17 protein-coding genes are annotated in these 15637 nt (G+C 37.9%); 3 read left to right on the forward strand and 14 right to left on the reverse strand.

Going from position 1 to position 15637, the window contains the following annotated elements:
* The first annotated feature begins 97 nt into the window (after window positions 1-97).
* Window positions 98-1726, forward strand: a complete 1629-nt coding sequence (locus tag HMPREF1320_RS08605; protein WP_009418440.1) for an acyl-CoA carboxylase subunit beta — start codon at window positions 98-100, stop codon at window positions 1724-1726.
* Between the two features lie 75 nt (window positions 1727-1801).
* On the opposite strand, the gene ruvB is transcribed toward HMPREF1320_RS08605, so the two are convergent.
* From ruvB to HMPREF1320_RS11570, 14 genes are all read right to left on the reverse strand, one after another.
* Window positions 1802-2827 carry a Holliday junction branch migration DNA helicase RuvB gene (ruvB, locus tag HMPREF1320_RS08610; RefSeq protein ID WP_009418380.1) on the reverse strand — a complete coding sequence of 342 codons (1026 nt, stop codon included), beginning with the start codon at window positions 2825-2827 and terminating at the stop codon, window positions 1802-1804.
* Window positions 2828-2865: 38 nt separating this feature from the next.
* On the reverse strand, window positions 2866-4014 hold the full coding sequence (locus HMPREF1320_RS11345; protein WP_009418464.1) for a pseudouridine synthase: 1149 nt from the start codon (window positions 4012-4014) through the stop codon (window positions 2866-2868).
* Window positions 4015-4052: 38 nt separating this feature from the next.
* Window positions 4053-4916 (reverse strand): ATP synthase F1 subunit gamma, encoded by an 864-nt coding sequence (gene atpG, locus HMPREF1320_RS08620; RefSeq protein WP_009418283.1) that lies wholly within the window; start codon window positions 4914-4916, stop codon window positions 4053-4055.
* A 36-nt stretch (window positions 4917-4952) separates the two neighbouring features.
* A complete protein-coding gene (locus HMPREF1320_RS08625) occupies window positions 4953-5666 on the reverse strand; it encodes a DUF1266 domain-containing protein (RefSeq protein WP_009418340.1) in 714 nt (237 codons plus the stop codon).
* A gap of 29 nt (window positions 5667-5695) precedes the next feature.
* Window positions 5696-7276: a F0F1 ATP synthase subunit alpha gene (atpA, locus tag HMPREF1320_RS08630; RefSeq protein ID WP_002671460.1), complete on the reverse strand. Its 1581-nt coding sequence runs from the start codon at window positions 7274-7276 to the stop codon at window positions 5696-5698.
* Between the two features lie 97 nt (window positions 7277-7373).
* Window positions 7374-7922 (reverse strand): ATP synthase F1 subunit delta, encoded by a 549-nt coding sequence (gene atpH / locus HMPREF1320_RS08635; protein WP_009418320.1) that lies wholly within the window; start codon window positions 7920-7922, stop codon window positions 7374-7376.
* Between the two features lie 8 nt (window positions 7923-7930).
* Entirely contained in the window at window positions 7931-8422 is a 492-nt protein-coding gene (locus tag HMPREF1320_RS08640; protein WP_009418426.1) for a F0F1 ATP synthase subunit B, read from the reverse strand.
* 148 nt (window positions 8423-8570) lie between these two features.
* Window positions 8571-8771: an ATP synthase F0 subunit C gene (atpE, locus tag HMPREF1320_RS08645; protein ID WP_002671466.1), complete on the reverse strand. Its 201-nt coding sequence runs from the start codon at window positions 8769-8771 to the stop codon at window positions 8571-8573.
* A gap of 54 nt (window positions 8772-8825) precedes the next feature.
* Window positions 8826-9893, reverse strand: coding sequence for a F0F1 ATP synthase subunit A (gene atpB, locus HMPREF1320_RS08650; protein WP_009418460.1), 1068 nt, complete (start codon window positions 9891-9893; stop codon window positions 8826-8828).
* 162 nt (window positions 9894-10055) lie between these two features.
* Window positions 10056-10574 carry an adenine phosphoribosyltransferase gene (locus tag HMPREF1320_RS08655; RefSeq protein WP_009418384.1) on the reverse strand — a complete coding sequence of 173 codons (519 nt, stop codon included), beginning with the start codon at window positions 10572-10574 and terminating at the stop codon, window positions 10056-10058.
* Between the two features lie 3 nt (window positions 10575-10577).
* Window positions 10578-11216, reverse strand: coding sequence for a DUF4276 family protein (locus tag HMPREF1320_RS08660; RefSeq protein WP_009418363.1), 639 nt, complete (start codon window positions 11214-11216; stop codon window positions 10578-10580).
* A 3-nt stretch (window positions 11217-11219) separates the two neighbouring features.
* On the reverse strand, window positions 11220-12293 hold the full coding sequence (locus HMPREF1320_RS08665; RefSeq protein WP_009418436.1) for an AAA family ATPase: 1074 nt from the start codon (window positions 12291-12293) through the stop codon (window positions 11220-11222).
* Between the two features lies 1 nt (window position 12294).
* A complete protein-coding gene (gene ctlX, locus HMPREF1320_RS08670; RefSeq protein ID WP_009418269.1) occupies window positions 12295-13239 on the reverse strand; it encodes a citrulline utilization hydrolase CtlX in 945 nt (314 codons plus the stop codon).
* A 136-nt stretch (window positions 13240-13375) separates the two neighbouring features.
* A complete protein-coding gene (locus tag HMPREF1320_RS11570) occupies window positions 13376-13522 on the reverse strand; it encodes a hypothetical protein (RefSeq protein WP_198006269.1) in 147 nt (48 codons plus the stop codon).
* 467 nt (window positions 13523-13989) lie between these two features.
* Here HMPREF1320_RS11570 and HMPREF1320_RS08675 point away from each other — a divergent pair, with 467 nt between their 5' ends.
* Entirely contained in the window at window positions 13990-14697 is a 708-nt protein-coding gene (locus tag HMPREF1320_RS08675; RefSeq protein ID WP_009418418.1) for a hypothetical protein, read from the forward strand.
* 12 nt (window positions 14698-14709) lie between these two features.
* Window positions 14710-15609 carry a hypothetical protein gene (locus HMPREF1320_RS08680; RefSeq protein WP_009418304.1) on the forward strand — a complete coding sequence of 300 codons (900 nt, stop codon included), beginning with the start codon at window positions 14710-14712 and terminating at the stop codon, window positions 15607-15609.
* Window positions 15610-15637 lie beyond the last annotated feature (28 nt).

Raw genomic sequence — 15637 nt, forward strand, 5'->3', positions numbered from 1 at the left:
GATCTATACGATTCATTTTCTGTATTATTTTCTTACTTATCATTCATCATTTGTAATTCATAATTATTTCCTACCTTTGCACCCTCATAACATTACAATGGACATTCAATTCAATACAAACGAAGATTACAATAAATTAGCCCTTAGTCAGTTGCGCAAACGCTTGAAAAAAGTAAAAGAAGGCGGGGGCAAAAAGAATCTCGAAAAGCTTCACAGCCAAGGTAAACTTTCAGCTCGTGAACGCATAGAGTATCTGTTAGACAACGATAAACCCCAAATAGAAATAGGCGCTTTTGCCGGTGAGGGAATGTACGAAGAACACGGCGGTTGCCCCTCGGCTGGTGTAGTGGTGGTGATAGGCTATGTAGCTGGTAGACAATGCGTAGTAGTAGCTAACGACGCTACTGTAAAGGCGGGAGCGTGGTTTCCTATTACTGCCAAAAAGAACCTACGCGCTCAAGAAATTGCGATGGAGAACCGATTACCTATCATTTATTTGGTGGATAGTGCAGGGGTGTACTTGCCTTTGCAGGACGAGATTTTTCCCGATAAGGAACACTTTGGTCGCATCTTTCGCAACAACGCCCTGATGAGTAGTATGGGCATCACCCAAATAGCCGTAGTAATGGGCAGTTGTGTAGCGGGTGGGGCTTACCTACCAATAATGAGCGATGAGGCACTGATAGTAGATAAAACGGGCAGTATCTTCTTGGCAGGTAGCTATTTAGTGAAGGCAGCGATAGGCGAAAATATCGACAATGAAACCTTAGGTGGGGCAACTACCCATTGCGAAATTAGCGGGGTAACCGACTACAAGGCAAGCGATGATAAAGACGCTCTCGACCGTGTACGCCGCACAATGGCTAAACTCGCCGATGCCGAAAAAGCGGGCTTTAACCGCATTGAAGCTCATAAACCGCTGAAAGACCCTAACGAAATTTACGGTATCTTGCCTAAATTGCGCACAGAGCCTTATGATATGAAGGAAATTATCCTTCGATTGGTAGACAATTCAGAATTTGACGAATATAAAGAAGGGTACGGACAAACCATTCTCACGGGCTATGCGCGTATTGAGGGTTGGGCAGTAGGCATTGTTGCCAACCAGCGCAAAGTGGTAAAAACTAAGAAAGGGGAAATGCAGTTTGGAGGAGTAATCTACTCGGATAGTGCCGACAAGGCGACTCGCTTTATAGCCAATTGCAACCAAAAGAAAATTCCCTTGCTCTTCTTACAAGATGTTACGGGCTTTATGGTAGGCTCCAAATCAGAGCACGGAGGGATTATCAAAGATGGGGCTAAACTCGTGAATGCGGTTGCTAATTCGGTAGTGCCCAAATTTACGGTCGTGATAGGCAACTCGTATGGGGCTGGTAACTACGCAATGTGCGGTAAGGCTTACGACCCGCGTCTTATCGTATCGTGGCACAGTGGAAACATTTCGGTAATGGGAGGCACGCAAGCTGCTAAAGTACTCTTGCAGATAGAAACTGCCAACCTAAGGAAAAAAGGAGAGGAACTTACCCCTGAAAAAGAAGCCGTGCTTTTTGCTCATATCAAAGAGCAATACGACGAGCAAATATCACCCTACTATGCTGCCGCACGCCTTTGGACGGATGCCATCATCGACCCATTAGAAACCCGCCAATGGATAGCAATGGGTATAGAAGCCGCTAATAATGCCCCTATTGAAAGAACGTTTAACTTAGGAGTGATACAAGTATAAAATAGATAAACAATAAAAAATCCCTTAAAGTAACATCATACTTTAAGGGATTTTTTCTATCTAATTGTTATTTGTTTAATCAAATAAAGTGCCTTGCCTTGCAGGATTTACTCTACCTAAGTGTTTATAAGCTAAATCGGTTACTTCGCGTCCGCGAGGAGTACGTACGATAAATCCTTCTTGAATGAGGAAAGGTTCATACACCTCTTCAATAGTTTCAGCACTTTCGGAAACGGCAGTCGCCAAAGTGGTAATTCCCACAGGCCCTCCTTTGAACTTATCAATAAGAGTTGAAAGAATTTTGTTGTCCATCTCGTCTAATCCGTGAGCATCTACATTTAAGGCTTTGAGCCCGAAACGGGTAATAGCAATATTTATTTCACCATTGCCTTTTATCTGAGCAAAGTCACGAATACGGCGCAAAAGAGCATTGGCAATACGCGGGGTACCTCTACTTCTGCTCGCTAATTCTATAGCAGCTTCCATAGAAATTGGTACTTTAAGGATAGAAGCACTGCGCTGAACGATATCAGCCAAAAGTTCGGTAGAATAATACTGCAATCGACTTTGAATACCAAAACGTGCACGCATAGGAGCCGTAAGTAAACCTGAACGGGTAGTCGCCCCTATAAGCGTAAATGGATTGAGATTGATTTGCACTGTGCGGGCGTTAGGGCCTGATTCTATCATTATATCAATCTTGTAGTCTTCCATAGCTGAGTAGAGATACTCTTCTACTACCGGACTCAAGCGATGTATCTCATCGATGAAAAGCACATCGCGCTCTTGCAAATTAGTGAGTAATCCAGCTAAATCACCAGGTTTATCGAGTACAGGACCTGAAGTAATTTTGATACCTACGCCCAATTCGTTAGCTAAAATATGAGCGAGGGTAGTCTTTCCAAGACCAGGAGGTCCGTGAAAAAGGGTATGGTCAAGTGCTTCGTGACGCATATTAGCAGCTTTTACGAATACTTTTAGGTTTTCTAAAACTGCTTCTTGCCCTGCAAAATCATCAAACGACAAAGGGCGCAAGGCTCTTTCTATATCGAGTTCTTGCGCCGAATAATTTTCTTTATTTGGGTCTAAGTTTTTATTCAAGCTTTTAGGATTTAGGGGATACGAGTTAGGAGATAGTATCACTTCATATTGCGAAGATTGATTACTTCTTGCTGAGTGAGACGACGCCAATGACCACGAGGTAAATCTTTTTTAGTAAGCCCAGCAAATACTACACGGTCGAGTTTTTCTACTTGATAGCCCAAGTGTTCAAAAATACGACGTACAATGCGATTGCGACCACTGTGAATTTTGATACCTATTTCATTCTTAGGTTTGTCGTTCACATAGCTGATTTCATCTACTTCAATAAGACCATCTTCTAACTCTAATCCGTCTTGTACCTTCATAAAATCTTTGTAGTCGAGTTTGCGGTCGAGAATTACGTGGTATATTTTGCGCACACCGTGAGTGGGGTGAGTGAGTTTTTTGGTAAGCTCTCCATCATTGGTAAGCAATAACAGACCTGTAGTAGCTCTGTCTAAACGACCTACAGGCAAGATGCGTACATTGGTAGCATTTGCGACTAAATCCATTACAGTTTTGCGTCCTTTCTCATCGTTGGTAGTGGTGATAAAACCTTTGGGTTTGTTGAGCAAGATGTATTCTTTCTTTTCAGAAGAAAGAAGTTTTCCATCAAAACGAACTTCATCAGTAGGCTTTACGCGATAGCCGAGCGTGGTCATTACTTCACCATTAACCGTTACATTACCTGCCGAAATATACATATCGGCATTACGGCGTGAGCAGATACCAGCATCGGCAATATATTTGTTCAAACGCACTTCCGTTGGAGCAACAGCAGGATAGTCTATAGGAGCGTTGTTTTGAGGTTTGTAGGTATTATTATAAGGTTTTTTATAATTGTCATTTCGGTTGTAACCTTCATTACGGTTGTAGTTGTTAGGCTTATTATATCCCTCATTCTTTTTGAAGTTAGGATTGTAAGATTTTCTATTTTCAGAATTATAACTGTTGTTACTATTGTTGTAACGATTGCCACCGTTATTTTCATAACGATTACCGCTATTATTGTCATAGCGGCTGCCACTGTTATTGCTGTAACTGCGTCCTTCGTTCTGTCCGTAAGTTTTCTTTTTGAATGAACTATTGCCGTTGTTGTTGCGATTGTTACCGCTGTTGTAAGAAGAATTGTAAGGCTTTTTCTCTGAATTCCCATTAGAGGAATAGCTATTCTTCTTGTAATTATTAAATTTTTTGTTTTCCATATAAATTAAATCTCTCTATTATGTATGCTGACGCATTATTATGCTAAGGCTTCTGAACCTCCTACGATTTCTATAATTTCACCTGTAATAGTAGCCTGACGGGCTTTATTGTAGGTAAGTATGAGTTCATTTTTGAGGTCTTGAGCATTGTCGGTAGCTTTGTGCATAGCTGTCATACGAGCACCGTGCTCAGCAGCTACTGAGTCGCGTAAGGCTTTGAAAATCTCTGTTTTCAGAGAACGCGGAATGAGTTCTTCTACGATCTCTTGCTTAGAAGGCTCATAAATATAATTTGTGTTTAGTTCTTTGCCTTTTGCTTTAGTCGCTATAGGCTGAATAGGCAAAAATGTTTCTTCGGTAAGAATTTGTGTAGCTGCATTCTTAAAGCTGTTGTACACCAATACTATCTGGTCATATTTACCCGAAGTGTACAATTCCATTAGTTCTTCAGCCAAAGTAGCAGCTGTAGCAAAAGTGAGCTTATCGAAAATCTCGCTGTTATGAGCTATAATATTGTCGTATTTTTTCAGCACATCATTGCCTTTTTTACCTATGGTGTAGAGTTGTACCTGCTTGTCTTTATAGGTAGTTTGTTCTAACTCTAACGCTTTTTTAATCACGCTGGCATTGAACGCCCCGCAGAGTCCTCTATTGGAGGTGATAGGTACCAAAAGTACTTTTCTTACTTCTCCTTTGCGTGGATTATAAACATTCTCATCACCCAAGGCAGCACTAAGATGTTCTAATAATTGCTTGAGTTTATAAGCATAGGGCTTCATCGCTACAATAGCATCTTGCGCCTTTTTCAGTTTGGCTGCCGATACCATTTTCATCGCTGCTGTAATTTGCATCGTTGAACTTACCGATGAAATTCTGCTTCGTATTTCTTTTAAATTCGCCATTTTATCAATTAACAGTTAGCAATTTTATCATTGCTGTTAAAAAGAATACCTCTGATAAACATCTATTCCTTCTATCTTCCTTAATGAAGGTGATTTGCTATGGAATAGCTGAGAGGTTAGAATAATAAGGTTTTCCAAATCAAAACCCTGAATAGTACGTCCTAAAAGGAAAGATATGGTATATTCTTGCCAATTCTTACCTTGTTCTTTTGCTATTTCTGATACTTTTTGCAATATATCCCACATTTCAGTTTCTGTGATATATTGGCACCAATAACACCATTTAGCCAAAGAAGCTGCTCTACACAAATCCCACGCATAAGCCGATTTTACTGCTTCTACTTGTGCTAATTCTATCTCCAAACCTTTAGCTATTTGTTTCTGTATTTTGCTAAGCTCAGGTGAGGTTTGCGTTAGCAGATGTCGGAACTGTAACGAACGTTTCTCTGCTAATAAGTCACTTATAGTTTCTTTAGCAGATGCTGTATCTGTTATTTCCCATTGTCGACGTAATCCTTTCTGATATGTTTCTAATATTTCAGTAGGTATCAGATTTAGTAGATTTTCACCACGGTAATACGTTAGTATCGCCCCAAAAGTAAGCAATCGTATCTGTTCCTCTGTTAAAGGGTTTTGATTGATGTGCCCTATTTGTTTTTGCAAATGTTTTTTTGTATAAACTTTATTTACATAAATCTTTAGCGCAAATAAAGAAACGGCTCCAATAATTACCCATATAATAACACTCATAAGAATAAATGTTTAAAAAGATGTATTTACTATTTTGCGTATTTTTCACTCAAATCTTTCGCTACTTTTTCGAGAGTAGCTGTAATCTCATCGGTGAGTTTGCCAGCTTTTAGCTCGTCTAAAATGTCACGATGGGATACATTGAGGAACTCTAAATATTCTCTCTCAAATTCTTTTATCTTGTCCACAGGCACTTGTCTCAATAAGTTTTTAGAACCTGCATAGATAATCGCAATTTGGTTTTCTACGGGGTAAGGGTCGTTTTGTGGTTGTTTTAAGATTTCCACATTGCGCTTCCCTTTCTCGATAACCCCCATAGTAGCTGCATCGAGGTCAGAGCCGAATTTAGCGAAAGCTTCGAGTTCGCGGTATTGTGCTTGGTCTAATTTGAGGGTACCCGCTACTTTCTTCATCGATTTAATCTGTGCTGAACCTCCCACACGCGATACCGAAATACCCACGTTGATAGCTGGACGTACCCCTGAGTTGAATAAATCAGACTCCAAGAATATCTGTCCGTCAGTAATAGAAATCACGTTAGTAGGGATATAGGCTGATACGTCACCCGCTTGAGTTTCGATGATTGGCAAGGCAGTGAGAGAACCTCCCCCTTTTACGAGTGGTGCAATGCTTTCGGGTAGGTCGTTCATTTGGCGTGCGATAGTATCATCATTAATTACTTTGGCAGCGCGCTCTAATAAGCGAGAGTGCAAGTAGAACACGTCACCAGGGTAAGCCTCACGTCCAGGTGGGCGGCGTAATAGAAGTGATACCTCACGATAGGCTACCGCTTGTTTAGAAAGGTCGTCGTAGATAATAAGAGCTGGGCGACCTGTATCACGGAAGTATTCCCCAATAGCAGCTCCTGCGAAAGGTGCATATACCTGCATAGGAGCAGGATCTGAAGCATTAGCCGCTACAATGGTAGTATAAGCCAAAGCACCCGCATCTTCTAAGGTTTTAGTGATACCTGCTACGGTAGAAGCTTTCTGACCAATAGCCACATAGATACAATATACTGGTTTGCCAGCATCGTAGAACTCTTTTTGGTTGAGGATAGTGTCGATACACACGGTAGTTTTACCCGTTTGGCGGTCACCAATCACTAACTCACGTTGTCCGCGACCGATAGGAATCATTGCGTCGATAGCCTTGATACCTGTTTGTAGAGGTTCGTTTACAGGCTGACGGAAGATTACCCCAGGGGCTTTGCGTTCCAACGGCATTTCGTATAGTTTGCCGGTAATAGGTCCTTTTCCATCAATAGGTTGTCCTAAAGTATTTACCACACGCCCTACGATGCCTTCACCTACATTGATAGAGGCAATAAGCCCTGTACGTTTTATGGTATCCCCTTCTTTAATATCGGTAGAGGGACCTAAGAGAGTAATCCCCACGTTGTCTTCTTCGAGGTTGAGGACAATCCCTTGTAGTCCGTTGTCAAATTTCACTAATTCACCGTATTGCGCATTCGATAGTCCGAAGATACGCGCAATACCGTCTCCCACTTGTAATACCGTTCCTACTTCTTCTAAAGAAGCATTGGCGTCGAAGTGAGCTAATTGTTCTTTTAAAATTGCTGAAATTTCAGCGGCTTTTATTTCTGCCATTTTTTCAGTTTTTATTTCTTAGTTGTTAGTTTTTAGTTGTTAGTCTTATTTATATCAATCTTTAAACAATTCTTTCTCCTTACCATTCGTCTCTTACTTACAGAAACAGTTTCTCTTGAAACTCTTGTTGTAATCTGCTAAGTTTATGCGCTACACTGGCGTTGTATTGCACATCATCTACACGAAGAATAAAACCCCCAATAATATTTTTATCTACCTTGTTCTCAAGGGTAACATTTTTATTTTTAGTAAGCATCATTACCTTTTCGAGTATCTCTTTGCGGGTAGCTTCATTAAGCGGAGTTGCCGTAGTTACTGCTGCTGTTTTGTTATGCTTATAATCGTTGTACAGTACAACAAACTTCTCGGCTACTGCTCCGAGTATTGGCAAGCGTCGGTTCTGAATAAGCAAGTCGAACAAACGTTGCGTTTCAGGAGTAACCATTGTAAATATTTCAGTAAGGACATTCTTCTTTACCGTTGTTTTCACAATAGGCGAAATGAGCATACGCTCCAAGTCCTTATTCATTTTTATTGTTTTATCTATCAAGGTCATATCAGCGAAAACCCCTTCTAATGCATTTTGTAGAAGAGCGTATTCCAAGAGTGCCTTGGCATATCTATTTGCTACTCTCAATCCGTACATAACCTATTTTAGTTTAACGTAACACCTTTTAGATAATCGTTGATGAGGGCAGTTTGTTTCTTCTCGTCTGAGAGTTCGCTCATCATCACTTTCTGAGCCATTTCAACAGAAAGAGCTGCTACTTGGTCTTTCAGCTGTGCTAAGGCTACTTTCTTCTCACTGTCAATCGCTTGTTGCGCTTGTTTGATAAGCTTTTCGCCTTCGCGTTGTGCTTCTTCTTTGGCTTCTGTTACGATTTTATCTTTAACATCTCTTGCCTCTTTCAAGATTATATCTCTCTCGGCACGTGCTTCAGCTAAAAGACGTTCATTATCGGCTTTGAGATTTGCCATTTGTTTTTGAGCTTCTTCAGCAGCTTCCAAAGCCTTATTGATAGAGTCTTCGCGTTGCTTTACCGCATTCATTATGGGCTTCCAAGCATATTTTGCTAAGAGGAAAAGCAATATCAGAAATATGAGAGTATTCCAGAATAATAAACTTTCGGGGTGTGCTAAATTCATTTCTTTAGTTGTTATTTAGTCTTTAATAATATGATTATTTTTTTGTGTCCCTTTATGTAGGGATAAAAGGCAATTTACCATTAGTGGCATACGCCGTAATTTTGTAAAACCGTTGTGTAACCAACCGTTGCACAACGGTTTTGTCGTCCTATTTTGCGATGAGTGCTACTACCACAGCAAAAAGGGCTACCCCTTCGATAAGTGCTGCAGCAATAATCATCACAGTTTGAATTTTTGAAGACACTTCGGGTTGGCGTGCTACTCCTTCAACAGCAGAAGCACCAATTTTACCAATACCGATTCCAGCTCCAATGGCTGCTAATCCAGCCCCAATTCCTGCTAAAACCATATATATAAAATTAATTAGTTACTTGTTAATTGTCAATTGTTAATTATCAATTGATTAGTGTTCTTCTTCCACTGCTTGTCCTATAAACAAAGCTGATAACAGTGTAAACACATAGGCTTGCAAAACAGCTACCAATAGCTCCAAGATACAGATAAACAAGGTAAAAATTATCGACACAGGCGATATATACACCGTTCCAAAGATGAAAATAAGTGAAATCAAGCTCAGTACAATGATGTGCCCTGCCGTCATATTGGCAAATAAACGTATCATCAAGGCAAAAGGCTTAGTAAAAACACTCAACATTTCAATAGGTATCATAATTGGTAATATCCAGGTAGGAACTCCTGGGGGAGCAAAAATATGCTTCCAATAGTGTTTGTTACTGCTAAATAAAGTGAGAATAAGGGTAAAGATAGCCAACATACCTGTGAAAAGAATATTGTTAGTTACCGTACCAGCAAAGGGGAAAAACGGAATTAATCCGAAGAGGTTTCCTATCCAAATCAAGAAAAACACAGTAAGCAAATAAGGCATATACCTATTGTAGTACTTTTCGCCTATATTAGGAATCGCTATCTCATCGCGCACAAAGAGCACTATAGGTTCTAAAACTCCTGTTAAGCCTTTAGGGGCTTTGGGGTTCTTCTTGTAAGAACGTGCCATATAGGTGAAGATGAGCACCATCAATACCGATACTAAAAGCAATGAAAACACGTTCTTAGTAATAGAAAAGTTTAACGGACGTGTATTGGTTACTTCTCCTTTCTCGTTGAAAGAGAGAGGTGTATCAGCATTTGCGTAGTAAATATCTTCTTTGTAGCGCACAAATCGCTGTCCGTCTTTATCTACTACTACCGTACCTTTGTTGTCGTGATGGAAAGCATTCGATAGGAAAGTCACTAATCCTTTATCGGTATAAAGAATGATAGGCAAGGGTAACGAATAAGTGTGCCCTTTATAATCAAACAAGTGAAAATCGTGTGAATCGTTGATGTGTTCATCAATCAAATCGTTGATTTGAAAAGGTTCTCCTTCCTCATTTTCAGTTGCAAAGCCTTGTAGAGGAATGAGTGAGGTTACAAATAAAGTGATATATAGAATGTAATTCTTTACTTTCATTACTTGTTTTGTTTTTATTCGTGCAAATGTAGGAGTTTTTATTTAAGTGGCGAAATTATTTAACACATTTTTTTACTTAATATAATATAACCTACTGAAATACAGAAGTTATATTTTAGCAGTTGAAATTTAGGTTTCGCTCTAATTATTAACTTCTAATTCTTATAAAATGCTATACACAGGGTGTCCTTTGAGTTTCTCTCTGCCGTTCAGAAAATGGAGTTCCATCAAGAAATCTAGTTGTACAATATCGCCACCGAGGCGTTCTACAAGTTTTACTACCGCTTCAGCAGTACCACCGGTAGCGAGGATATCGTCGTGAATAAGGATTTTTTCACCTTTCATAATAGCGTCTACGTGAATTTCCAATACGTCTTGTCCGTACTCCAAATCGTAGGTTTGTGAGAGTGTTTTGTAAGGTAATTTCCCTTTTTTGCGCACCGGTACAAAGCCAGCCCCCAATCGTTGTGCAAGCAACATTCCGAAGAAGAAACCTCTACTTTCCATACCCACTACTTTATCTATTTTCTGTCCGTGCAGGTTCTCCACGAGCAAGTCAATTACATATTGTCCTGCTTTCACATCCATTAGCAATGGTGTAATATCTTTGAAGATAATTCCCTCTTTAGGAAAATCTTTAATATCTCTAATTTTACTTTTGATATATTCTTTTTTGTCCATTTTTTAGTTTATAAGTTGTTCTATCCAATTGTCAAAATGTTGGTTCTTTTGGCGGATTTGCTCTATGCCAATCATTTCAACTAGAATATTACCATATACAATTTTATTGTAAGAAGGTATAATTTTTATCAGTCTATGTGATGGGCTTGTTTCTCTTTTTTGATTGATAAGTTCAGGATCAGGATATGTATTGAGTATATTAAGCAATTCAACTCTGTTAAATTCATCTTGTTTGAAGTTATCATCAAATATTTCTATGTTATTAAATAAAAGTGCTTCAAACTCGTGCATTTGGATATAAGGAATAAAGCGATAACTTAATTCATTATTAATAGCTTCAAGCATCCCTTTTTCTAATATCTCAATACGTTGTTTTACATTTGCTTTATTAAAAGTTAAGGTTTCTGACCAATTTGGGAAATTCTTTGTTTTTACTCCATAATAGTCAAAAAACGTAGTAACGAAAGCATTCTTTTCCTCTTTCAAAGCCTTTTCAGCTATATTTTTTATGCGTTCCCAGTTACAATTGCCGTCCAATATACGTACACGTATATTGCAGCGACTTTGTAGATATACAGAAAGCAAACCTTTACAAAACTCTTCCTCAGTTTCACCTTCGCAAATGATAATTACTGTTTTCATATACTAAAAAGGTTGTCCGTTAATAAAATTTCCTTTCCACAATTCTCCCAAGCTAAAATCTTCTAACCAAATAGCTAAAGATTTCTCGTTCAAACGTTCAAAAATACTTTCTCCATTCTTATAATCTACTGTTATCACATCTTCAGGCTTGAAATAATTGATAAGCTCTACTGACTGGGTAGCTACTATAATTTGGCAATCACGTTGTGAAGCTGACTTGATAAGCCCTGATAGTTTAGCTATGGCAAAAGGGTGTAAACCCAATTCGGGTTCATCAATGATAATTGTTTTAGGTAGTTTAGGCTGTAAAAGTAAAACTGTTAAAGCAATAAAACGCAGGGTTCCATCCGAAAAATTATAGCTGTTATATACTTGTTCACTAAATTTATTACACCATAATAATTCAATATAGTCGTTTTCATTAGGTTTTAATATAAAATCTAAAAAATAAGGAGCCACTGACTGAATTGTTCTCAAGATACGCTGGTATACTTTTGACTCTTCTCCTTCCTCTTTATCTTGTTTAATCTTATACAACAAAGCTGCTATATTGCTACCATTACTATATAGATGTAAATAATCTGTTCTAATATTGGACATTTTGTGAAAAGGAGAGTTTTTACCAGTATCATGAAAGTGGTATTTTCGAACCTCTTCCAAATATCTTTTTATATATTGTGTACGACGTATTCCTAAACTATGTAAGTAAGTTTCAGTAGAAAAGTTAGATACTTCAAAATCATTGGTATAAGAACCATCATAACCTAAAATCTCTTTACTAAAAACAAAACTATTTTCACTTTTTTTCAATATAAAAGAATAAGTATTAGTAGGAAAAGTAAGTTTCCCTTCAATTTCTTGTGTTACTTCACTTCCATTATACAAAAACTTATCTACTCCTCCATTAAGGGCTACATATCCTTGCAAATTCTTACGATATATATTTTGTAGGAGTTCAAAAAACGACAAAAAGTTGCTCTTCCCACTGCCATTACCTCCTATTAATATATTGATAGGCTTCAGTGGGAGATGTAATTCTTTTATCGATTTAAATCCTTTTATATCAATACTTTCCATTTTACCTTTTATCTGTTATCTCTGGATTAAACACTTCTGCTAGCATACACCTCGCACTGCCTCCTCCACAAGTCTCAATGGTCTCTAAATTGCTGTGGAGTATCTGGGTATATTTCTCAATCGTCTGTATCTGTTGAGGGGTAAGGGCGTTATAAGCGGCATCACTCATCACCAAATAAGTACTGTCCTTACCCTGCACTTGTAGCATATTGCCTGCGTACTGGCACATCTGTTCAGGGGTGATGCTGATAATCTCTTTCTTGTCCTCTTTTAGGTGGTGCAAAAGGTTCTTGCGCTCACTCTTGTCGGTGATGGTATCTAAACACACCACCGCAAAATTTTCACCTAAAGCCATCATCACATTGGTATGATAGATGGGTACTTGCTTACCATCTACCTTTTGGTAAGCCCTGAAAATTACAGGCGTATACTCAAAATCTTCACAGAACTCAACAAATAGTTCCTCATCAGCGCGGGGTGAGAGCGCACAATAAGCCTTGCGATGCACACGGTCTAGCACCATAGCCCCCGTACCTTCCAAGAAGATGTTTTCTTGTTCAGCATCAGTATAGTCATACACATTTTCGATGAGAAAACCATCTTCCTCTACCTTGTCCAAAATATCCTCACGACGCTCACGACGCCGATTTTCGGCAAACATAGGGTAAATTGCTACGTTGCCATTTTGGTGAAAGGTAATCCAATTATTCGGAAATACCGAATCAGGAGTGTTTTGCTCGTAAATATCGTCTACGCCAATCACTTTTACTCCTACCTCACGTAGTTTGTGCACAAAGGCATCAAACTCTTGTTGCGCTTGGCGATTGATTTCCTCGTTCTTCAAATCCATTTCCTCTTGGAAATAGTTGTTCACAACGGTTTCTTCGTTCATACGGAAGCGCACAGGGCGCACCATTAGTACAGTATTGGTAATTTGTTTTTTCATCAGTAAACGATGGTTAGCACTCAAAGCGACAAAAGTACAAAATAATCAGTAATTAACAATGAAGCAAGAAAAATTATTTTTTCAAAAACGCTACAATTCTGATTTTATCAAGCTCCATTTTAATTTCACCTTACCTCTATTTTATCTTCCTCTTAGGTTCGTTGTTCCTTCGTTCATCGTTCGTCTTTTGTTCGTTGTAGAGCCACTGTAGACCCACTGTAGAGCCACTGTAGAGCCACTGTAGAGCCACTGTAGAGCCACTGTAGAGCCACTGTAGAGCCACTCATTGTTCGTTTATTCTATAAGTTCTGTATAAGTTACCCCTAATTTCACCATTAACCATTAATCTCTTTGCTAGTGTGAGTTTGTAGCTCGTACCTAAAAAATATGCACCAAAAAATTGTACAATTAAAAATTAGTTGTACATTTGTAGCGAATTTAAAAACCATTTAAACACTATTTAAAAGAAACAGAAAAAACACTTACATAAAGACATAAATTAGCGTTTCGCTTTATAATTTCCTGTTATAGAAAACGACCATTTTTTAATGTTACGGGGAAAGTAAAAGTGGAAATGCCTGCGTTATAGCGTAGGCATTCCTTTTGCTTCGTAACATAGCCTTTGGTCGGGCTTCTATAACAAGCAAAGAGAGGAATGTTTACGCTTTTTTTATGCGCTTATATGAACAGAAAAGGCAGAATCCGAAAAGCCTGTAATAGAGTAGGAAAAATTTAAACTATTCAAAAAAAATGAAACACAAATTATTTTTAGTAGCTTTCATAGCTGGGTTTCTTGCAATCACAGCTTGTAAGAAAGATGAAAACAAAGGAGAAGAAGGGAAAACACTTAAAGTTTATCTTACCTATGGAGAATATGATAATCCTTTAGTGGGTAGGAAGATATATGCTTTTATTAACCCTGAAAAGGTAGCAGTTACTCTATTGGAACAAGATAAAGAAGGTACTATTGATGGTACAAGATCAATAAGGGGACAAAATATTACTGACAACACTGGTAGCTATATACTTTTTTCGAATTTAAAAGTTGGGTATACATACATAATAATAACTAAAAATAATAGTTGCCTAAGAAATACTAAGGAGAAAAATAAAGTAAAAATAGAACCATATCATAATACTTTAGTATATAATGTTGAATTCTATCAGGAATCAAATATTATTGTCAATAATTTCTTAGGGAAAGAAGTTTATTATACAATTGACAAGCCTGAATACGAAGGTATTGATACCCAAAATATGTGGTTCTCAAATAGTAGTAGACAAATAACAATTAAACCCAAAGTTTATGACAATAATCAAATCTCTTCATTGGATAGCTATTATAAACATACTTTAATGCTTTATGATTCACCAAATGATACTATTCGACTTGTGAAAACTATAAACTTTGAAGTAAGAGAAGGTTGTGAACCTACTATAATTAATTTAAAACCATAAAACCCAAATATAATGAAAAGAAAAATCATTTTAACTGTATTTTTAATGTTGAATCTCGGTTTTGCAGTAGCTCAAGCTAAAAACTCGAGGAAAGAGTATACCGCTGTAGATAACCACACCTATAAAAAAGGGGAAACATTAGCTTTCGGTGTGCCAGCAAGAGGTAATCAGTACGAAAATATCTTTATCAATGATATTATAACCACTGGTGACTATATTTCTATGTTCACGGGAGGTTCTGTTGAAAAGAAAAGTTCGGACAATGCTACTAAAGAACAACTTTCTGCTTTAGGTAATAAGGCTACTATTAAATATTTTGCTAATGGTATAGAGAATAATAAGTTGGTAGTTCTAAAATTAGATAATAAGAAAGAGATAAGGGCTTTCTTTGATAAGGCTTTACAAAACGGTGAAATCAAATCACAAGCCCAAGACTTTCAAACTACCGCTGATAAAATCTTTGCTAATGCTACAAGAGGTAAAGGTGATGGCAATGGTACTGTAAAGAGTTTTTCACCTAAGTTTGATGTAAAGATCCTTTCAGTAGTAGGAGACAAAAAGGCTCAAACCGTAACTGTAAATCTCTTGATTTCTCATAAATTAGTGCATCAAGAAGTGTGTATTAATAGAAGATGTAGTACATTTGAAGCTAAAAGCAAGTGTTTTGATTATGAAGGTAATGAATATCCTTACAAAGAATTTGGACTTGGAAATAAAAAAAGTACATATCAGGCTTATAACATAATACCTACACAAGTTCCTTTAAAAGCTTTTGTTACTTTTAGACAAATATTACCAAGTGTGCAGGGTATGAGCTTTATAAGTATTCCTGTTACATATAGAGCTGAAGATGGAGGAGATTGTACCTCTGGAGACCTTGAACTCTCAGACCTCGTAATAGATTGGAAGTAATAAATCATCTAATAGTAAAATTACAAAA

It is taken from the genome of Capnocytophaga sp. oral taxon 335 str. F0486, from assembly GCF_000277665.1.
Classification (GTDB): domain Bacteria; phylum Bacteroidota; class Bacteroidia; order Flavobacteriales; family Flavobacteriaceae; genus Capnocytophaga; species Capnocytophaga ochracea.